The organism is Streptomyces sp. WAC00040 (assembly GCF_056835925.1).
This window is the reverse complement of the sequence record NZ_JAKQZE010000003.1, coordinates 309,823-328,841: the sequence shown is the minus strand read 5'-3', so window position 1 is coordinate 328,841 and position 19,019 is coordinate 309,823. Positions and strand designations below refer to the sequence as shown.

Annotated in this window: 17 protein-coding genes; 7 read left to right on the top strand and 10 right to left on the bottom strand. The window is 72.6% G+C overall.

The window, feature by feature from the left end:
• The first annotated feature begins 1 nt into the window (after position 1).
• Positions 2-283: an SHOCT domain-containing protein gene (locus MDN94_RS26855; protein WP_482728480.1), complete on the top strand. Its 282-nt coding sequence runs from the start codon at positions 2-4 to the stop codon at positions 281-283.
• 90 nt (positions 284-373) lie between these two features.
• Here the strand turns inward: MDN94_RS26855 and MDN94_RS26850 are convergent, their stop codons facing one another.
• Positions 374-910 (bottom strand): ATP-binding protein, encoded by a 537-nt coding sequence (locus tag MDN94_RS26850; RefSeq protein WP_482728479.1) that lies wholly within the window; start codon positions 908-910, stop codon positions 374-376.
• A gap of 177 nt (positions 911-1,087) precedes the next feature.
• A complete protein-coding gene (locus MDN94_RS26845; RefSeq protein WP_482728478.1) occupies positions 1,088-1,411 on the bottom strand; it encodes a hypothetical protein in 324 nt (107 codons plus the stop codon).
• A 194-nt stretch (positions 1,412-1,605) separates the two neighbouring features.
• Here MDN94_RS26845 and MDN94_RS26840 point away from each other — a divergent pair, with 194 nt between their 5' ends.
• On the top strand, positions 1,606-2,742 hold the full coding sequence (locus tag MDN94_RS26840; protein WP_482728477.1) for a PLP-dependent cysteine synthase family protein: 1,137 nt from the start codon (positions 1,606-1,608) through the stop codon (positions 2,740-2,742).
• A 16-nt stretch (positions 2,743-2,758) separates the two neighbouring features.
• On the opposite strand, the gene MDN94_RS26835 is transcribed toward MDN94_RS26840, so the two are convergent.
• The 3 genes from MDN94_RS26835 to MDN94_RS26825 form a co-directional block, all read right to left on the bottom strand.
• On the bottom strand, positions 2,759-3,238 hold the full coding sequence (locus MDN94_RS26835) for an SRPBCC family protein (protein ID WP_482728476.1): 480 nt from the start codon (positions 3,236-3,238) through the stop codon (positions 2,759-2,761).
• 70 nt (positions 3,239-3,308) lie between these two features.
• On the bottom strand, positions 3,309-3,755 hold the full coding sequence (locus MDN94_RS26830; protein WP_482728475.1) for an SRPBCC family protein: 447 nt from the start codon (positions 3,753-3,755) through the stop codon (positions 3,309-3,311).
• Positions 3,752-4,591, bottom strand: coding sequence for a DeoR/GlpR family DNA-binding transcription regulator (locus MDN94_RS26825; RefSeq protein ID WP_482728474.1), 840 nt, complete (start codon positions 4,589-4,591; stop codon positions 3,752-3,754). Before MDN94_RS26825 ends, MDN94_RS26830 begins: the two co-directional genes overlap by 4 nt.
• A 270-nt stretch (positions 4,592-4,861) precedes the next feature.
• Here MDN94_RS26825 and MDN94_RS26820 point away from each other — a divergent pair, with 270 nt between their 5' ends.
• The gene (locus MDN94_RS26820) at positions 4,862-7,333 is read left to right on the top strand and encodes a hypothetical protein (protein WP_482728473.1); all 2,472 of its coding nucleotides are present in this window, start codon (positions 4,862-4,864) and stop codon (positions 7,331-7,333) included.
• Here the strand turns inward: MDN94_RS26820 and MDN94_RS26815 are convergent.
• The 3 genes from MDN94_RS26815 to MDN94_RS26805 form a co-directional block, all read right to left on the bottom strand.
• Positions 7,303-9,711: a right-handed parallel beta-helix repeat-containing protein gene (locus MDN94_RS26815; protein WP_482728472.1), complete on the bottom strand. Its 2,409-nt coding sequence runs from the start codon at positions 9,709-9,711 to the stop codon at positions 7,303-7,305. The two genes, MDN94_RS26820 and MDN94_RS26815, sit on opposite strands and share 31 nt — an antisense overlap.
• Positions 9,712-9,840: 129 nt before the next feature.
• Positions 9,841-10,449, bottom strand: a complete 609-nt coding sequence (locus tag MDN94_RS26810) for an Rv1733c family protein (protein WP_482728471.1) — start codon at positions 10,447-10,449, stop codon at positions 9,841-9,843.
• Between the two features lie 395 nt (positions 10,450-10,844).
• On the bottom strand, positions 10,845-11,297 hold the full coding sequence (locus MDN94_RS26805) for a DUF6643 family protein (RefSeq protein WP_482728470.1): 453 nt from the start codon (positions 11,295-11,297) through the stop codon (positions 10,845-10,847).
• Positions 11,298-11,548: 251 nt separating this feature from the next.
• Between MDN94_RS26805 and MDN94_RS26800 the strand changes: the two genes are divergently transcribed.
• Positions 11,549-12,880 (top strand): TerD family protein, encoded by a 1,332-nt coding sequence (locus MDN94_RS26800; RefSeq protein WP_482728469.1) that lies wholly within the window; start codon positions 11,549-11,551, stop codon positions 12,878-12,880.
• Positions 12,881-12,960: 80 nt separating this feature from the next.
• Here the strand turns inward: MDN94_RS26800 and MDN94_RS26795 are convergent, their stop codons facing one another.
• Positions 12,961-14,133 carry a glycosyltransferase gene (locus MDN94_RS26795; RefSeq protein WP_482728468.1) on the bottom strand — a complete coding sequence of 391 codons (1,173 nt, stop codon included), beginning with the start codon at positions 14,131-14,133 and terminating at the stop codon, positions 12,961-12,963.
• Between the two features lie 58 nt (positions 14,134-14,191).
• On the opposite strand from MDN94_RS26795, the gene MDN94_RS26790 reads away from it, so the two are divergent.
• Both MDN94_RS26790 and MDN94_RS26785 read left to right on the top strand, forming a co-directional pair.
• The gene (locus MDN94_RS26790; RefSeq protein ID WP_482728467.1) at positions 14,192-14,977 is read left to right on the top strand and encodes a glutamate racemase; all 786 of its coding nucleotides are present in this window, start codon (positions 14,192-14,194) and stop codon (positions 14,975-14,977) included.
• Positions 14,978-15,210: 233 nt separating this feature from the next.
• Positions 15,211-15,798, top strand: coding sequence for a hypothetical protein (locus MDN94_RS26785; RefSeq protein WP_482728466.1), 588 nt, complete (start codon positions 15,211-15,213; stop codon positions 15,796-15,798).
• A 126-nt stretch (positions 15,799-15,924) separates the two neighbouring features.
• On the opposite strand, the gene MDN94_RS26780 is transcribed toward MDN94_RS26785, so the two are convergent.
• Positions 15,925-17,043, bottom strand: coding sequence for an O-antigen ligase family protein (locus MDN94_RS26780; RefSeq protein WP_482728465.1), 1,119 nt, complete (start codon positions 17,041-17,043; stop codon positions 15,925-15,927).
• Positions 17,044-17,330: 287 nt separating this feature from the next.
• On the opposite strand from MDN94_RS26780, the gene lnt reads away from it, so the two are divergent.
• Complete coding sequence (gene lnt, locus MDN94_RS26775; RefSeq protein WP_482728464.1) at positions 17,331-18,953, top strand: apolipoprotein N-acyltransferase; 1,623 nt, start codon at positions 17,331-17,333, stop codon at positions 18,951-18,953.
• Positions 18,954-19,019: the final 66 nt, after the last annotated feature.

The following is a 19,019-nucleotide window of genomic DNA, read 5'->3' as shown; positions in this document are numbered from 1 at the left end:
GATGAACGAGCTCACCTACGACGGGCCCGGCCCATGGATGCTGTTCTTCCCGCTGATCTGGGCTGCCGTCGTCGTCGGGGCCGTCACGGTCCTGCGCCGCACGGGCGTCCGGCGCGGCCGTCCCGCGCGGTGGCAGGGCGCTCGCCCGCCGATCGCCGAGAGTTCGCCCATCGCCGTCCTGGGCCGTCGCTTCGCCGCGGGCGAGATCGACGAGGAGGAGTACTGGCGGCGCCTGTCGGTCCTGGAGGAGCAGTTCGGCCGCGCGTCCAAGGACGGTGCATGACCGGCGCCTTCACCACCGGGCCGGACACAGCAGCCGGGGCGCGACCCATGCAGGCGCAGCCCAGGTGCGCGCGACCCTCTGTCCGCCCGGTCAGCCGGCTACGGCCGACCGGGCGGCAGCCGTCTCCGTCTCTGGTACGACCGGAAGGATCTCGGCCTCTGGTGCACCGGTGAACGGGCCGATGGTCGTCGCCCCGTAGACCGCCGCACGGGGCGGCATGGCGACGACGGGGCAGGAGGCCGGAAGCGTGAACCAGACGACCTTGCCGCTGTCGCCCTGTGGTCGCACGCCCCAGCTCTCGCTCATGGCGGCCACCAGCGCGAGGCCCCGTCCTGAGGTGGCGGACGCCCCGGGCCTGCGGACGGTCGGCATCCGCGGATCGTGGTCATGGACGGACACCGTGAGCCGGTCGAGCAGCAGCTCGACGTCCACGGTGCACATCTTGTCCGGCTGAGCATGCCGGTGGACATTGGTCAGCAGCTCGGTGACGCCCAGCGCCGCCTGGTCGATCAAAGGATCGAGATGCCAGTAGCGCAGTTGCGCCGAGATGATTCTGCGGACCTGACCGATCCGCGACGGCAGGGCCTGGAGCTCCACCGTGCAGTGCCTGCTTGGCTGGCTGATCACGGCTGCGACTCCCCGAAATAGTCCGGAAGAAGACGAGAAAAGCGATCCAGCAGTCGGCCGACCTGCTGATCATACCGGCGGGGCTGGTTCGCAGCGTAACCACCGGTGCACCCTTAGTGATGTGGAACCAGCGTGGACCATCGCTGAGGGGCCCGCAACTCACGGGTTCCGCGCGTCTCAGCGCTCGGAACCACCTGCTCCGTGCACCGCTTCGAGGAAACGCCCAGCCAGGGCGCGGGCATCGGGCCGCCGACTGCGCTGCCCCATGGTCAGCCGGTACCGCTTGCCGTTGAGCGTCGCAACCGTGCTGTCGTCCCCCGCGAACCACGGTCGTCCCGCGGTGACCGCACGCACGGGCGCGCTCTCGATCACCCGGCCGTAACTCGTCATCAGCGCCAGCCTGCCGTCCTTGATCAGCACCTGTCCGGCCCGCGTGAGCGAGCGTGGCCAGCGCTCGATACGCACCCCCGTGGCGCTGAATTCCGGCTCTGCCATGGTCATTGCGTCCGCCCCCTTTGCAGCGACTCTCCTCGAAGTGTGCACAACTCGCGCCGTGCACACCAGTACGCCCGGCGCAGTCACGCCACAAGCGGTGCCTATGGATACCCAAAGCGAACGTTTACGCAGGTGGCGGGCTTACTGTTGCCGGTGTGGCCGGATGACGGCACCGAGGAGCGCAGACGGAGGGCGACGATATGAACAGCACCGGGCAGCAGCAGGCGCCGGGCGCGCCGGCCGTGACCGTCGACGTCGACCGCAGCGATCCCCACTACCGGGCATGGCTCAAAGAGGCCGTACGCAAGGTCCAGGCCGACGCCAACCGGTCCGCCGACACGCACCTGCTGCGCTTCCCGCTGCCTGAACAGTGGGGGATCGACCTCTACCTCAAGGACGAGTCCACCCACCCCACCGGCAGCCTCAAGCACCGGCTGGCCCGCTCGCTGTTCCTGTACGGGCTCTGCAACGGCTGGATCAGACCAGGCAAGCCCGTCATCGAGGCGTCCAGCGGCTCGACCGCCGTCTCCGAGGCGTACTTCGCCAAGCTGATCGGCGTGCCCTTCGTCGCCGTCATGCCGCGCACCACGAGTGCCGAGAAGATCCGCCTCATCCAGTTCCACGGCGGGCAGTGCCACTTCGTCGACGATCCGCGCCGGATGTACGAGGAGTCCGCCGCGCTCGCCGAGCGCACCGGCGGCCACTACATGGACCAGTTCACCTATGCCGAACGGGCCACCGACTGGCGCGGCAACAACAACATCGCCGAGTCCATCTACCAGCAGCTGCGCCTCGAACGCTATCCGGAACCGGCCTGGATCGTCGCGACCGCCGGGACCGGAGGCACCTCGGCGACCATCGCCCGCTACGTGCACTACATGCAGCACGACACACGCGTCTGCGTCCCCGACCCGGAGAACTCCTGCTTCTTCGACGGCTGGTCCCACGGCGACCCCCGGGCCAGCAGCGACTGCGGCTCGCGGATCGAAGGCATCGGCCGGCCCCGCATGGAGCCCAGCTTCGTGCCGGGAGCCATCGACCGGATGATGAAGGTGCCGGACGCGGCCAGCGTCGCCGCCGTACGGGCCCTGGAACAGGCGATCGGGCGCAAGGCGGGCGGCTCGACCGGTACCGGGCTGTGGAGCGCGTTCAAGATCGTCTCGGAGATGGTGGCCGCGGGCGAGAAGGGCAGCGTCGTCACCCTCATCTGCGATCCGGGCGACCGCTATCTCGACAAGTACTACTCGGACGGCTGGCTCGCCGAACAAGGGCTGGACATCCATCCGTACACGGTCGCCATCGAGGAGTTCCTCGCCGGCGGCGTCTGGCCCTGTTGACCGGCCGGGACGGAGGTCAGCAGGTGGAGCGGCCCAGCCGGCGGTCCAGATTGCGCATCGCGTCCTTGAAAGCGCGCCCCAGCCCGGGACGGCCCAGGCGCAGCACGATCCGCAGCGGCGCGGGGCCGTCGGCCGCGAACGTCCACTGCACCCGGGAGCCGGTCGGCGTCGGGGTGATCCGCCACTCCTCCAACAGGGCGCGCAGCCCAGGGGCGTTGGTCTGGTCGACGCGATAGGCGTAGCGGGTGTCCGGCTCGCGCGCGAGGACCGTCTCGGTGAACACCGTGCCGCCCTTGAGCCTGATCTCGCGGCCCGCGCCGTCGTCCACGGGCCGGGCCGCGGTCACCGCGGTGAACCATTCGGACCAGTCGGCGACATCGTCGGCGAGTGCCGCGTACAACGCCTGCGGCGACGCCGTGAGATGCGCGGCGAAGACCAGACGCAGCGGTGCGCTCTCCACGAACTCCAGCTTTACGGGGCGGAGTTGACGAGCCATGGGAGTCCTATCTCCAGCGGCGGACGACGGGACCGCACACCATAGCCGCAGCCCGGTCCGATGTCCGCCCTCAGTGCCCCGCCCTGCCGTTCAGGATTTCGTCGAGCGCGCGGGCGAACACCAGTCTTCCCACCCGGGCAACGAGCCGGTCCAGCAGCCGCGGCAGCCGGGCGAGGCGCAGCTCCTCCACCCACAGGACCACCGAACCCGAGTCCGTGCCATGGACCTCGATCTCGGCCCACCCTGTCACGACCCTGCCGCGCTTCTCCAGCCGGCAGCGGCCCCGCCGGCCCGCCGACGGCGGCTCCCACTCGACGATCTCCATCGGATCGTCGAAGCCGAACCGGCCCGTACCACTGCGCGCGACGACCGTGGTGCCCACGCCGGCGGGCCGGGGGCCCGACACCGTGACGGCGGTCAGCGGCACCGCCGCCCCGTGCGCCGGCCAGTCTGTGACCTTCAGCCAGCTCTCGGCGGCCGGTAGACCGGTGACCCGTCCGATACGGAAGGTGCTCACAGCGCTGAGCCGTCCTGCGCGTCGGCCTGCTCGCCCGCGACGACGAGCGACGGCAGATACTCGGCGATCTCCTCGCGGACCGCCGCCGACAGCCCCGCGTCGGTGACCAGGGTGTCCACGTCGTCGAGCCCGGCGATCGAACTGAGGCCCACCGTCCCCCACTTGGTGTGGTCCGCGACCACCACCACACGGCGTGCCGCCTGCACGAGGTGGCGGTTGGTCTCCGCCTCCGCCAGATTCGGCGTCGACAGACCGGCCTCCGCCGAGATGCCGTGCACGCCGAGGAACAGCACATCGAAGTGCAGCGAGCGGATCGCCTGGTCGGCCACCGGCCCGACCAGCGAGTCCGACGGCGTGCGCACCCCTCCGGTGAGCACCACCGTCGCGGCGCCCGGCCGCTGGCCGCCCGCGCGCTGTGCCGTATGGAAGACGTCGGCCACCCGCACCGAGTTGGTGACGACCGTGAGGTCCGGCACGTCCAGCAGATGGTGCGCCAGCGCGTACGTCGTCGTCCCGCCGGACAGGGCGATCGCGCTGCCCGCCGCCACCAGGGCCGCCGCCGCCCGCGCGATGTCCTCCTTCGCCCTCAGCTCCAGCGCCGACTTCGCCTCGAACCCGGGCTCGTGGGTGCTCGCCTCGACCACCGGGACGGCGCCGCCGTGCACCTTCTCCACGACGCCCTGCCGAGCCAGGGCGTCCAGATCGCGCCGCACGGTCATGTCGGACACATTGAGCCTGCGGGTCAGTTCGTTGACCCGGACCCCGCCGCGCCTGCGCACCTCGTCGAGGATGAGGGCACGCCGCTGCTCCGCGAGGAGGTTCTGGTTGTCGCTCACCGCCGGGGCCGGTCCTTCCTGGTTGCCGTACGCCGTCCACGCCCTCCCACGAGGCCGTGGCCAAGGCTTCTCATCCTCGCACGCGTATTGCCGGTCGGGCTCGGGGAGATTCCGTGAGAGCGGTGCGGCGGGCTGTCGTGTTCCGCGATTCTGTCGCCATCGTTGCCGCGGGGGGCGCACCGGGCCGGGCCGCACCGTACCGGGCCATCGGGTTCCACCCGTTCCGTCCTGTTGTGTTCCGGATCGTCCCGAGATGAGGGAGTCACCCCAGTGTCCCCTGCAACCCCGGCGCCGCGAAGCGGCGGTCCCGCACTCGAGCTTCTCGTCCACGGTGTCGGGGGAGCGACCCCGCAGGACATGCTCGGCGACCCCCGTACCGTACGGATAACCGGCGACGAGAAGGCCGCCGTGTACCGCCGCACCGACGACGCTGAGGCGGAGAACCGCCCCGGCGAGTACCGGGACCGGCCCATCCCCGAGGCGTACTGCTGGTCCAACCTCACGTCCGGCAACGGCGCTCGGGCCCTGTGGCTGCTGCTGCTCCCGTTCATGGTCGTCAACCTCGCGCACTGGATGCGGCCCAGAGCCGAGGGAAGACGCAGGACCACCCGTCTCTACGGCGCGCTGGTGCGCCTGGTCGCCCTCAGCCTCACCGTGCTGCTGACCGCGGCGGCCTGTGAGGTCGCGCTCGACCTGCTGGCCTGGCAGTGCGCCGGGTCGGACGGGTGCAGCGAAGAGAGGTCATGGCTCGGCTTCATGTCCGCCGCCAAGGAAGGCTGGTGGTCCCAGCCGGGGCGGCGCCTGGCGCTTGCCGCGGTGGTGCCCGCCGCGCTGGTCGCGCTGCTCTGGTACCTGTCCAACCGGACCTGGAGCGCCTACGAGTCGCAGCGCCCGCCGACCGGCGTCGGCGACGCGGCCGCCGGGGACGACGAGGACGACGAGGACGATCCGGAGGCCGACGGCGATCACAACGGCCGCGGTCCGGACGGAGATCACGACGGCCGCGGCGCCGGTGAGGCCGCGGGGCAGCGGAAGCCGCTCGTCCGGCCCGCGCTGGGAAGGCCCGGGTTCTGGTACGGCCGGCGGCTCGTCGCCCGGCTGCGTGCCGCCCACACCGCCGCCGGATTACTCACCGTCGCCGCCGCGGTCGCCGGAGCCGCCGCCCGGTACGACCGGGGCGGCGAGGACACCCTTCTGAAGATCTGCGGCATCCTCCTGGAAGGCGCGCTCGTCGCCGGCGCGGCCGCCGTGCTCTGGGTCGTTGCCCTCCGGGGACGCAGCGAGCGGCGCGTCGACGCCGGCATCGACCGGGCCGCCGTGCGCTGCCTGCCGGGCGCAGCCCTGGCCCTGCTCGCCCTGTCGCTGCTCTATGCCTCCTGGTCACGCCCCGGATGGACCTCCGGCGGCACACTGCCCGGTGACGTCACCTTCCGGGTGATCGTCCTCGCCCAGGGCGGCCTCGTCGTCGCCCTGGCCGTCGCCGCCCGGCGGCTGCATCGCCGCGCCCGGCACCCGCGCACCGTGCTGCACGGGCTCGGCGGGCCCGCCGTCGCCATGCTGGCCTGCGCGCTCGGTGGCGTGATGACCGGCGGCGTCGCCCAGCGCGTCGCCGACTGGCTCGACGGACCGGGCACCCCCGGCATGGATGGGGAGGGCACCATCCCGGGGCCGCCGGTGCTGCTGAGCTGGCAGGCGTCCGTCATCCCCGTACTCCTGGCGGTGCTGCTCGTACCGGCCGTGCTGCTCGCCGTACGGACCTGGCTCGCCGCACGCCGTCTCGTACCGCAGATCGAGGCCGAGTACTTCGACGGCGACCCCGGCGAAGGCCGCCGCGACCGTGTCCGCACCCGCCGGATAGCGGGCACCCGCGCCCGGGCGGCACTCACCGACGTCGCCCCACTGATCGTCGGCGTCGTCTCCGGCGCGACCCTGCTGCTCGGCGCCGCGGCCGTCGGCGGCGCGTGGCTCAGCGGTGAGGTGCCCGGCCGCTCCTTCGGCGACGGGCCCGCGGAGTCGGCGGCCGAGACCGCTCAGGCACTCGGCTCCTGGCTCGTCGGCTTCGGCTTCATACTGTTCGTCACCATGGGCCGCCGCGCCTACCGCGACGCCTCCGCCCGGCGCACCATCGGCATCCTGTGGGACGTGGGCACCTTCTGGCCGCGCGCCGCGCACCCCTTCGCGCCGCCGTGCTACGCCGAGCGGGCCGTCCCCGACCTGACCTGGCGCATGTGCACCTGGACCGGGCGGACCGGCGGCCGACTGGTGATCTCGGGGCACTCCCAGGGCAGCGTGCTCGCCGCGGCCGCCGTGTGGCAACTGCCCGCCGCCACCCGCAAACGGGTGGCGCTCCTGACGTACGGATCGCCGCTGGAGCGCCTGTACGGGCGCTGGTTCCCCGCCTACTTCGGGCCCAAGGCGCTGCTGGAACTCAGCAGCGAGGTCGACTGCTGGCGCAACCTGTGGCGGCGCACCGACCCCATCGGCGGGCCGATGTTGATCGCCGCGGAGACGGATCCCCCCGGTGACGGCTGCGACGACCCGACCGACGTCGACCGCCAGGCACTCAAGGACCCGGTGGTCTACGGCCGTTCGGAACGCCATCCGCTGCCGGAGCCGATCCTCGGGCACTCCGACTACCAGGCCCACCCGGACTTCGCCAAGGAGCGGGCGGCCCTGCTCGACCGGCTCACGCCGGCCGTGCCCCGGCAGGCTCAGGGCAGTTCGGGCAGATCCTCCGCGTAGAGCAGGGTGAGGTCGTCGGTGTCCGTCTCCGCGAGCTCGGCGACCCGCCCCGCGTGCCGCTCCACCATCGACTCGAACGTCTGGCGCGCGGTACGGCCGTTGCCGAAGGCCGGCCCCTTGGGCAGCGCCGTGAAGTACTTCAGCAGCGCCTCCGACGTGCCCTCGGCCAGCCGGTACTCGTGCTCCTCCGCCTGCTGCTCGACTATCCGCAGCAGTTCCTCCGGGGCGTAGTCGCTGAAGGTGATGGTCCGTGAGAAGCGGGAGGCGACGCCGGGGTTGACCGCGAGGAAGCGCTCCATCTCCGCCGTGTAGCCGGCGACGATGACCACGACGGCGTCCCGATGGTCCTCCATCAGCTTCACCAGGGTGTCGATGGCCTCCTTGCCGAAGTCCCGGCCGGAGTCCTCGGGAGACAGCGCGTACGCCTCGTCGATGAACAGCACACCGCCGCGCGCCCGGTCGAACGCCTCCTGGGTGCGGATCGCGGTGGAGCCGATGTGCTCGCCCACCAGGTCCACCCGGGACACCTCGACGAGATGGCCGCGCTCCAGGACCCCGAGGGAGGCGAGGATCTCCCCGTACAGCCGGGCGACGGTCGTCTTGCCCGTGCCCGGTGAGCCGGTGAACACCAAGTGGCGCCGTACGGAGGCCGCCTTGAGTCCGGCCTCCTGACGGCGGCGGCCCACCTCGATCATGTTGGTGAGCGTACGGACTTCGCGCTTGACGCTGTGCAGGCCCACCAGGGCGTCCAGTTCGCCGAGGACCGCGACGGAACTTCGCACCGGCTCCGTTGAGGGGGCGGGAGTCGGGACGGACTGCGTGGCCTGTGCGGGTGTGGCGGACAGTAGACCGGGCGTCCTGGTCGCCGTCAGGGTGGCCGTGGCAGGCTCCGCGCCGGGGCGGGCGATCCCGCTCTCGTCGCTGGTGCAGTCCTCGACGACAGGACCGGAGTCCTCGCCGAACTCGTAACCGCCGCGCGCACAGCGCTCCGTGCGACAGCGATTCAGCGTCGTCCGACAGCCGTCCATCACATGGAAGCCGTAGCCCCCGCTGCCGGTCACCCGGCAGCCGCGGAAGGTGCCGCGGCCCTCCGCGGACACGTAGAAGCCCGCCTCGGCCGGGGAGGTGACGGTGCAGCGCTCGATCACCGGGTCCGCGCCCTTGGTGACGATCACCCCCGTCTGGGCGGCGTCGATGGTGCAGCCGTTCAGGGTGCCGCCGCTGCCGTGGTCGCGGAACCAGGCGCCGGTCGAGACCTCGCGGATACGGCAGTCGTCGAGCTGTGCCGTCGCGCCGTCGCTCACCGAGACCGCCGTGTTGCGGACCTGCGAAAGGTCGCTGTCCACGACGTCGACGCGGGAGCCGCGGTCGAGGACGAACAGCGCGTCGGGCACGTCGTGGACGCGGCAGGAGTCGAGCACAGCCGTCGCGCCGTCACTGACCCAGACCGCCGGATAGTCGCCCGTACTGTCGTGGATCTCGCACTGGTTGGCGTCCACGCGTGTCCCCGGGTCCCACACGGACAGGCCGTTGCGGCCGAAGCGGCGCACCGTGGAGCGGGTGAGCGTCAGCACGGACCGGGAGCGCAGATCGATCGCGTTCTCCGGGATGTCGTGGATGTCGCAGTCGGAGAGAGTGAGGACCGCGTCCGTGTCGAGGGTGACGCCGTCGGCCGAGGTGCGGTGCACGGAGGAGTCGGTCAGGTGGGCGCCGGCGCGGGACGCGATCTGTATGCCGGTGCCCTTGATCTCGTAGACCTCGCAGCCGATCGCCTCCAGGCCGCTGCCCTCGCCGGAGACGCTCAGACCCGCGCCGGAGGTGTGGTGCACCCGGCAGCGCTCGAGCCGTGGATGCGCCCCGCCGTGCACCGACACGCCCGACTGGCCCGCCGCCACCACCTCGCACTCCTCGAACACGCCGCCCGCGCCGTCCAGTACGCCGATCCCGACGCCCGCGGGGTTGTCGACGGTGCAGCGGCGCACCGTGGGCCGTGCGGCGCCGCGCACCTCGAGACCGACGGCGGACCTGGTGACGATCCGCAGGTCCGTCAGTTCTGGCGTGCCGTCCTCCACCAGCAGGGCGGGGGCGGCGGAGTCCTGACCTTCCACATGCAGGTCCCGCACGGTGGCGGAGGCCCGGACGGTCAGCGGCACACCGTCGGCCGGGGCGATGCGCACCGACCCGGCAGCGCCCTCGGGGCCGCGCAGCGTGACCGCGCGGCGGACGACGAGATTCTCGCGGTAGGTGCCGGGGGCGACGGTGAGGATGTCCCCGTCACCGGCGGCCTCCAGGGCAGCGGCGAGGGAGGGGTACTCGCCTGTGCGGCGTCGCCACCGCGAGGTGCCGATGTGCGTCACCTGGACCGTGCCCTGTGCCATCGTGCTGCTCTGCCCCCACCTCGTGTTCCGTACAACGCCGCGTCTCTGAGGGGGACGCCTCCCGAACCCCGAAGGGCGTCGCACCACCGTAGCGCGCGCGGCCCGCGGGAGTTGACGGGATGTGGCAGGTCAGCTTCCTGCGCCGGTGCGCCCCCAGTCGGGCCCCACCGCTTCCCAGTCACGGTCCAGCGCGGCGTGTCTGCGGCGCACCAGTCGCCAGAGGAGCAGCCTCCTGGCGCATTCGACGAGCACACCCCAGGCCAGAGCGGCGCCGACGCCGGCGAGCGCGGCGTGCACCTCGGCGGCGGCCGTGCTCATCGGGCGGGGCACCATGCGTCCGGAACCGTCCGTCCACACCGGGAAGGTGTCACCCGGGCGGGGTGCGGGCAGCGTGGTGGGGACCGTGCCGGTGTGCCGACTGCCGTCCGGGGCGGTCCACTTCGCAGTGACCGCCCCACGGCGCTCGTCGGCCACGGCGGTCTCCGGATCAAAGGCGACGGGCCGTGGGAGTTCGGCCGACCCGAGCACGGTGGCCGTCGTGGCGTACCGCTCGACGCGCTGGACACGGATCGACTGGCGCAGCGACTCCTCGGTCAGCGCACCGGTGATCCAGCCGACCGCCGGGGCGGCCGTGACGATGAGCAGGACGGCGACCAGCGCGAGCCATGCCTCGCACAGATCTGTGGCACGACGCAGGGGATTGCGGCGCCAGCGCCAGATGCCGACGGCTGCCCGCACGAACCGCACCCCCTTCCCTCGTCCGTGATAGCCCGGCAGGGCACGGCACAAGCGCGGGTGGTGCTAAGAGACAGGGACGTCACCCTGCGGGCCGTGCCGCACTGTCCAACGAGCCTGCCACCAGGATCGGTTCCCGTAGGGCGGGGCGACATCGGCAGCGGGTGCAGGGCAGGGTCGGTCACGCGCGGGCAGAGGTGGGGGCCGGTCGCTCTGCGTGATCAGGGAGGGGCGAGCCGGTGAGGGCCTCATGTACGTGGTGCACGTGGGCACATGAGCACGTGGCGAGGGAACTCATGAGCGTCCAGGGCGGGCTCCGGTGTGCCCTGCTCGTCGAGCGGCGGCCCGCCCTGCCTCCGCGCCGGAGCACTGTCCGGACGGGCCGCCCTCGCCGTCGCTCAGTACCCCCGGCCCTGGTACGGGCGGTTGTACGGATCCTCGTAGGGCGCGGGCGCCGGAGCGGGACGCGCCGCCGCCGGCCGCATGGCCTCGTAGCCGGTGGACACCGGCCGCTGCGGCTGGGACTGGTACTGCGGTCCCGGATAGCCGCGGGGAGGGCCGGCCTGCTGCGGGATGTACGGGGCGGGCGCATGCTGCAGCGGGACCGGCTGCTGCGTCTGCTGCGGGTAACCGTAGGCGGGGGCGGGATGGGAGGGCGCCGCCGGGAGGGCGGGCAGGGCCGCGGGGAGCGCCGGCAGGTAGCTGTTGCCGGTGTCGTATGCGGAAGGCACTCGGATCGGGGCGATCTGAGGGGTGCCCCGCTCCGCGACCAGGGAGTCGTAGATCGGGGTGTCGGGAAACGCCGGCGCGGAGTAGTAACCGCCGCCATAGGTGGCGCGGGGGGAGGTCATGGCACATAAGTTAAGCCCACGATGTGCTGGTTGGGGAGCCCGATAAGAGGGTTGTTTCATCAGCTGTGAGTGACCACGGTTCACTAATGTGGGCGAAGTTGGGGGAAACGGGCTTCCTGACGTCTCGTGATCGTGTAAAGGGCAAGCTGGGAGAGGGTTACCGACGGGTCGGCCCCCCTGTGGGGGATGTATGCGGAATAGGTTGACGATGAATGATCTTCCGGGCGCAACGAATCGAGATGGGGGAGAGCATGTCCATGCTTAAGGGAGCGAATACTCCGGTGTCGGTGCGGAGTGTCCGCGTCGAGCTGGGCTGGCACTCCGGACCGGGGGTGCCCGACGTCGACGCGTCGGCACTCCTCCTTCTGTCGTCGGGGAAGGTCCGTTCCGACAGCGACTTCGTCTTCTACAACCAGCCGGCCCACGCCTCGGGAGCCGTACGGCACGAGGGCAAGCAGTCGGCGACCGGCGCCACGACCGATTCCGTCGCCGTCGACCTCGACCGCGTCGAGAGCTCGATCGAACGCGTCGTGCTGGCCGCCTCCGCCGACGGTGGCACCTTCGGGCAGGTGCCCGGCCTCCACATCAAGGTGCTCGACGCAAGCTCCGGGGCCGAGATCGCCCGCTACGACAGCCAGGACGCCACGGTCGAGACCGCCTTCGTGCTCGGAGAGCTCTACCGGCGCCAGGGCGCGTGGAAGTTCCGCGCCGTCGGACAGGGCTACGGCACCGGCCTCGAAGGGCTCGCCACGGACTTCGGCATCACCGTCGACGAACCGCAGCAGGCCGCCGTCACCGAAGCCGCCGTCACCCAGGCCACCCTGCCGGCGGTCGCGCCGCCCGTCGCCACCCCGCCGCCCCCGCCCGTGGCACCCTCCGCACCGGCCACGCCCACAGTGCCGCCGGCAGCGGCCACCCCCGCCGCGCCGCCCGCCCCCGCGGCTCCGGTACGCCTCACGAAGGTGACGCTGACCAAGGAGTCGCCGAGCGTCTCCCTCACCAAGCAGGGCGGCACCTCCGGCGCGATGCGCGTCAACCTCAGCTGGCAGGTCCGCAAGCAGTTCCAGGGCTGGGGCGCCAAACTCGGCCGGGCCATCGCCATGCATGGCGACCTCGACCTCGACCTGTGCGCCCTCTACGAACTCTCCGACGGACGCAAGGGCGTCGTGCAGGCCCTCGGCAACGCCTTCGGGGCGCTGAACCAGCCCCCGTTCATCCACCTCGACGGGGACGACCGCACGGGCGGGACCCCGGGCGAGAACCTCACCATCAACCTCGACCGCCGGCAGGACATCCGCCGCGTCGTCATCTTCGTGACCGTCTACCAAGGGGCCCGCAGCTTCGCCGACCTCGACGCGACGGTGACGCTGCAGCCGCAGCACGGAGCGGCGATCGACTTCTCCCTCGGCGAGTGCACCGTCCCCTCCACGGTCTGTGCCCTCGCCCTCATCACCAACACCGGCTCCGACCTCGTCGTCCAGCGGGAGGCCCGCTTCTTGGTCCCGGAACGCGGCGTGAGCCCGCAGCGCACGATCGACCACGCCTACGGCTGGGGCATGAACTGGACCCCCGGCCGCAAGTAGCGGCCCTGCGTGCTTCCCGCCCCGCCGTCACCCGGCGGGGCGGGAGCCGTTTCACGCGGAACCCGTCACCCGTGGTGCGCTCAGGAGTCGCCGGCGGCCTCGGGCCGCGCGTAGGTGCGTCCCTTCCACGCGGCGCCCCGGCCCCGGTAGTGCTGCACCGCGGAGTCGACCGTCATCAGGAGATAGAGCCAGGCGGTGAACGGCAAGGTCAGCGCGAGGAGCGGCGGCTGGCGGTAGTAGCGCAGCATCGGCAGGTACGTGCCCGCCATCACCGCCCACGCCGCCGCCCCCGCCCACGCGGCCACCGCGTCCCCGCCGAGCAGCCCGACCGCCAGCGCCGTCGGCGGGGCGAGATACACCAGTGCCAGCCCCGCGACCGTCCCCGCCAGTACCGGAGGGCTGTGACGCAGCTGGGCGTAGGCGCTGCGCGACACCATCCGCCACAGGTCCGCCAGCCGGGGGTACGGACGCACGCTCTCGACCCGGTCGGCGAGACCGAGCCAGATTCTGCCGCCCGAGCGCCGCACGGCACGGGCCAGGGAGACGTCGTCAATCACCGCTTGGCGGATCGAGTCGGGGACACCGGCCCGCGTCGCGGCCTTGGTACGCAGCAGCACACAGCCGCCCGCTGCGGCCGACGTCCGCGCCCCTGCCTCGTTGATCCACCGGAACGGATAGAGCTGCGAGAAGAAGTACACGAAGGCCGGTACCACCAGCTGCTCCCAGCCGCTCGCCACCCGTAGCCGCGCCATCTGCGACACGAGGTCCAGCCCGCCGGTGCGCGCCGCGGCGACCAACTCCCGCAGGCTGTCCGGTGCGTGGGCGATGTCGGCGTCGGTGAGCAGCAGGAACTCCGGGTCGCGTTCCTCCGCGGCGTCGATGCCGTGCCGCAGGGCCCACAGTTTCCCGGTCCAGCCGTGCCCGGGCTCGCCCGGCGTCACCAGCCGCAGCGGCAGGCCACCGTGCCGCGCCGCCAGTGACCGCGCAAGGTCCCCCGTACCGTCACCGCTGTTGTCGTCGACGAGCACGATCTCGGCCCGGCCCGGATAGTCCTGGGCGAGCAGCGTCGGCAGACTCACGGGCAGCACGTCCGCCTCGTCCCGCGCGGGCACGACGACGGCGACATCCGGCCAATGCGCCGGATACTCGCGGTCCGGCAGCCGCTGGTCGGTCCGCCAGAAGAAGCCCTGGCCGAGCAGCAGCCACACCCAGGCGGCCAGCGATCCGACAGCGGTCCAGGCAAGAGCGCTCATCCGCCGCAGTCTGCCCCACGCAAGGCCCGCCGTGACGGCGGTCGACTATGGTGACCGGGTGAAGATCGCGCTCATGGATTCCGGTATCGGCCTGCTGGCGGCGGCGGCCGCAGTGCGTACGCTGCGCCCCGACGCCGACCTGGTGCTGTCCTCCGACCCCGGCAGCATGCCCTGGGGTCCCCGTACACCGGACGATGTCGCCGGGCGGGCGCTGACGGTGGCGCGAGCGGCCGCCGCGCACCGGCCCGACGCGCTCATCGTCGCCTGCAACACCGCGTCCGTGCACGCCCTGCCCGCCCTCCGGGCCGAGCTCGAGCCGTCGATCCCGGTCATCGGTACGGTCCCCGCGATCAAGCCTGCCGCCGCCGGAGGCGGTCCGGTCGCGATCTGGGCGACGCCCGCGACCACGGGCAGCCCCTACCAGCGCGGACTGATCAAGGAGTTCGCCGGCTCCGTCGAGGTGACCGAGGTTCCCTGTCCGGGTCTCGCCGACGCGGTGGAGCGGGCGGACGAGGACGCGATCGACCGGGCCGTCGCCGCGGCGGCCGCGCTCACCCCGCGTGACGTCCGTGCCGTCGTCCTCGGCTGCACCCATTACGAACTGGTCTCCGAGCGCATCCGGGCGGCCGTCCAGCAGCCCGGCATGCCGCCCCTCGTCCTGCACGGCTCGGCGGGAGCCGTCGCCGCGCAGGCCCTGCGCCGGATCGGTGCGGAGCCCGCGCCCGACGCGCCGCCGAGCGGTCGGCTCACGGTCCTGCTCAGCGGGACGGAAGCCACTCTTCCGGCGGAGGCGCTCGGCTACGCAGAGAGTCACCTGCTGCCGGCCGTGACCCCGGTCCGCTGAACCGGGCTCGCGGCCCTTTCGCGGGCGTGTGCCGCTGACCCGCCGGCCGGGACGACCCTGGTCCCCGATCGCCACCTTCCACCTGCGACGACGGCAGGCGCCGAACCCGGTCGGGTGGTTCGTCGGCGCGTGCGTTTCCGAGGCCAGGGAGCGCTGATGGGTGCCTTTCCCGCCCTTGTGGCCGTTTCGCCGCATCAGTGCTGGTTGTCCCGAGGCTGGGTAGGGTCCTAGGCATGAGGCACCACTTCCGCCATGAGGGGCGCGGCTCGGAGCCCCTTCCAGAGGTATGGACCGGCCGGGCGACCAACCGCATGCAGTGGCTGCTCGCCGTCGCGGGCCTGGCCTGTCTGGCCCTCGGCATCAAGCTTGCCGTCGGGGCCACGTGGACCACCGGCATCGCGGCCATGCTGATGGCGGTCATCGGCTGCGTCGCGGCGGGCCTCATGATCCTTTACGGGACCCTCGCCTTCGTGCACGTGGCGGTGAAGATCGACAGCCATGCGCTGGACGTGCGCTGCGGCCACATCGGCGTACCGCGCCGGCACATCCCCCTGTCGCATGTGGAGAGCGCGGAGTTCGTCCACAGGGTGACGCCCCGGCAGTGGGGCGGCTGGGGCTGCCGCTGGCGTCCGGAGCAGGGCACCGCGGTCGTCGTCCGGCGCGGCGAGGGCGTGGCGGTCAACCTCAGCGACGGCAGCAGGTTCACGGTGACTGTCGACGACGCGGCCATGGCGGTGCGGGTCCTCCGCGCCAGGCTCAATCACCTCAGGGCGACGGGGGCACCGGGAGCCCCGGGGGCGAGCCAGGCGCCAGGGGCGTGAGCCCGCCCGTGCGGAGCGGCCCCCGGCACCGCCACCTTTCGTGACCGCCCCCGTGCCTCCCCTGGCGGCCTCGGCAACTTCGGCCCTTGCGCGTTCTGCTGGCGGATGTACGCGCCGTGCCGTGTCCTACAGGTCCTGTCCTTCGCGTGGCGGGCGCGCCGTGGCCAGTCCCGCCAGCAGCGCGGCCCCGGTGGTGACGGGGGCGAAACTCAGCACGTTGCCGACACAGGCCAGTACCGCCACTGCCGTGAGCGCGGCGGCGGCGCTCAGCGCGACGGGCGTCGGGCGGGGTGAACGCCCGATTCCGTACAGGATCCAGCCGAAGACCGCCGCGAGCAGCGCGACGCCGGCCACTCCCTGCTCCGCCGCCTGCTGGAGCGGTGCCGAGTGGGGTTTGTTCCCCGAGGCCGGCGACTGGACGGACGCGGGGCTCAGCCGGCCGAAGCGAGCGGGACCGACGCCCCGGACAGGCTCCTGTTCCGCCAGGGTGAGGGCGTCCCGCCACAGAACGACCCGGTGGACGGTGAGGGGCGCCTCCACCGAGGCGGCGAGGCCGGAGGGAAGGGCGTCCTCCGCGACGGCCCACGTGGTTCCCGCGACGAGACCCGTCGCCAGCGCGAGTGCCACGAGAACGGCGGCGCGTCGGCGTATCCGGGCCACGGCGAGCGAACAGAGCAGCACGCTCAGACAGGCGGCGAACGCGGGGACGGACGCCAGCACGAGGGCCGAACAGGCCATGGCCGTCGCGAACAGGCGCGACACCGTCCTGCTTCCCGCCGTCCGGGCGGCGGACGCAGCGCAGCAGGCCGCACCCGTGCCGAGCACCAGGAGCGCGGCGACGGCGCCCGTCTGTCCCAAGGGCGTGACGGCACCGGCGGCGGCTCCCGGGACCACCCCGTCATGGGATGTGACCGCGACCGTGGCGGCCCCCGCCGCGGTCATGACGAAGCCGCCGACCGGCAGGAGCGAGCCCGCGATCCGTCCGCACGCGTATCCCGCGGTCACGGCGAACACGGCGAGCAGCACGCCTTCCGGCCGCCCCTCCCGTCCGGCGGCGCTGACCAGCGACCACACGGCGCAGCCGACAAGGGCGACGACGCCCGCCGCGTCCGCACCGCTACGGCCCTCGCCACCCGTGTCCGCACGCTGCCCGCGGTCCGGGTGGGCGCGCGTACCTTCCCCGGGATCCCGGTGCGAGCCGCGTGCCGGGTGCGCGTGCGCACCGTACGCGCGGTCCGGGCCCATGTCCGGATCGCTTCGGTGTTCCCGGTCCGTGGGCGGACCGCCCGTTGAACCCATTCCGTCGCCCCCCGACTGTGACGGGCCCCGCGCGGCCGGAACTGGCCGGACGCCGACGGGCGCCGGATGCGCGACAACCCGAACCGACCTGAACGGCTCGTGGTGTGCGCGGGACCGGCGAACACGCTAACGGGAGCCTCGGACATGTGTGGAGTGATTGCGAAGAAACGTTGCTTCTGGGTGAGGTGGACGTGACTGCGCCGCTCACAGGCCTCCGCCGTAGACTCCGCCAGGTGAGCGCCATCATGACCCCCGTCGACACCCCCGGACCCGCACCCACGGAGGGCCGGCCGCTGCTGCGCCGGTTCGCGCGCCCCGCTGCCGCCGCGCTCTCCGGCCTGCTGCTCTTCGCGAGTTTCCCGCCGCGTCCGCTGTGGTGGCTGGCCGTTCCGGCGTTCGCCCTGCTCGGCCTGACCCTGCACGGACGCCGGCCGCGGTCCGCGTTCGGGCTCGGCTACCTCGCGGGCCTCGGCTTCCTGCTCCCCCTGCTGTTCTGGACGGGCGAGGAGGTCGGCCCGGTGCCCTGGCTGGCGCTGGTCGCGGCGGAGGCGCTGTTCGTGGCGTTCGCCTGCATGGGCATCGCCCTCGTCTCACGGCTGCCGGCGTGGCCCGTATGGGCCGCCGCCGTCTGGATCGCGGGCGAGGCCGCGCGTGCCCGCGTACCGTTCGGCGGCTTCCCGTGGGGCAAGATCGCGTTCGGTCAGGCCGATGGCTTCTTCCTGCCGCTCGCGGCGCTCGGCGGCACCCCTGTGCTGAGCTTCGCCGTCGTGCTCTGTGGATTGGGCCTCTACGAATGTGCGCGGCAGGCGCTTGCTCACCGCCGCGGCGGGACCGTTCCGCGCAGCGCGGCCGTGGCGGCGCTGCTCGCCCTCCTCGTGCCCGTTGCCGCGGCCCTCGCCTCCCGGCCGCTGGTCGACGCCTCCGCCGAGGACGGCACCGCCACCGTCGCCGCGATCCAGGGCAACGTCCCCCGCCTCGGTCTCGACTTCAACGCCCAGCGTCGGGCCGTCCTCGACAACCACGCCCGCCGGACGGAACAGCTCGCCGCGGACGTGGCGGCCGGCAAGGAACCCCGGCCGGACTTCGTCCTGTGGCCCGAGAATTCCTCCGATCTCGACCCGTACCGCAACGCGGACGCCCGCCTGGTCATCGACCGGGCGGTCAAGGCCATCGGCGTGCCGACCGTCGTGGGCGCCGTGCTGACCCCGGAGACGGGCAAGCTCCGCAACACCCTCATCGAATGGGACGCCGACCGGGGGCCCGTCGACACCTACGACAAGCGCCACGTGCAGCCGTTCGGCGAGTACATCCCGATGCGGTCCGTCGTGCGGGTCTTCAACTCCGACGTGGACCGGGTCCAGCGTGACTTCGGGCCCGGGCACGAGGTGGGGGTCTTCGACCTCGCCGGCACCGAGGTCGGCCTGGTCACCTGCTTCGAGGCGGCCTTCGACGACGCCGCCCGCGACACAGTCACGCACGGGGCGCAGCTCATCTCCGTGCCGAGCAACAACGCCACCTTCGGCCGGAGCGAGATGACGTACCAGCAGCTGGCGATGTCCCGCGTGCGGGCCGTCGAACACAGCCGGTCCGTCGTCGTCCCCGTCACCAGCGGTGTCAGCGCCGTCATCCTGCCCGACGGGGAGATCGTCGAACAGACGGCGATGTTCACGCCGGACGCGCTGGTCGCCGAGGTTCCGCTGCGCTCGTCGCTCACGCCCGCGACCCGCCTCGGCAGCGCGCCCGAACTGGCCCTCGTGCTGCTCGCGGCCGGCGGCCTGTCCGCGGTCGCCGTCGGCGTGGTCCGGACCCGGCACCGTGCGAGGGACGAGGCGGCCACGGCAGCGGACAAGGCCTGAGTCCGCCGGGCGTCCGGCCAGGGTGCTGCACTGTCGTGGCCGGCCGGGAGAGCGCCCGGGGGCTGT

Excerpts from the sequence above, each read along its gene's own strand:
- MDN94_RS26855 (WP_482728480.1), top strand. The coding sequence starts at position 2 with ATGAACGAGCTCACCTACGACGGGCCCGGCCCATGGATGCTGTTCTTC.
- MDN94_RS26845 (WP_482728478.1), bottom strand. The coding sequence starts at position 1,411 with ATGACCATGGCAGAGCCGGAATTCAGCGCCACGGGGGTGCGTATCGAG.
- MDN94_RS26840 (WP_482728477.1), top strand. The coding sequence starts at position 1,606 with ATGAACAGCACCGGGCAGCAGCAGGCGCCGGGCGCGCCGGCCGTGACC.
- MDN94_RS26835 (WP_482728476.1), bottom strand. The coding sequence starts at position 3,238 with ATGGCTCGTCAACTCCGCCCCGTAAAGCTGGAGTTCGTGGAGAGCGCA.
- MDN94_RS26815 (WP_482728472.1), bottom strand. The coding sequence starts at position 9,711 with ATGGCACAGGGCACGGTCCAGGTGACGCACATCGGCACCTCGCGGTGG.
- MDN94_RS26805 (WP_482728470.1), bottom strand. The coding sequence starts at position 11,297 with ATGACCTCCCCCCGCGCCACCTATGGCGGCGGTTACTACTCCGCGCCG.
- MDN94_RS26800 (WP_482728469.1), top strand. The coding sequence starts at position 11,549 with ATGTCCATGCTTAAGGGAGCGAATACTCCGGTGTCGGTGCGGAGTGTC.
- MDN94_RS26795 (WP_482728468.1), bottom strand. The coding sequence starts at position 14,133 with ATGAGCGCTCTTGCCTGGACCGCTGTCGGATCGCTGGCCGCCTGGGTG.
- MDN94_RS26785 (WP_482728466.1), top strand. The coding sequence starts at position 15,211 with ATGAGGCACCACTTCCGCCATGAGGGGCGCGGCTCGGAGCCCCTTCCA.
- MDN94_RS26780 (WP_482728465.1), bottom strand. The coding sequence starts at position 17,043 with ATGGGCCCGGACCGCGCGTACGGTGCGCACGCGCACCCGGCACGCGGC.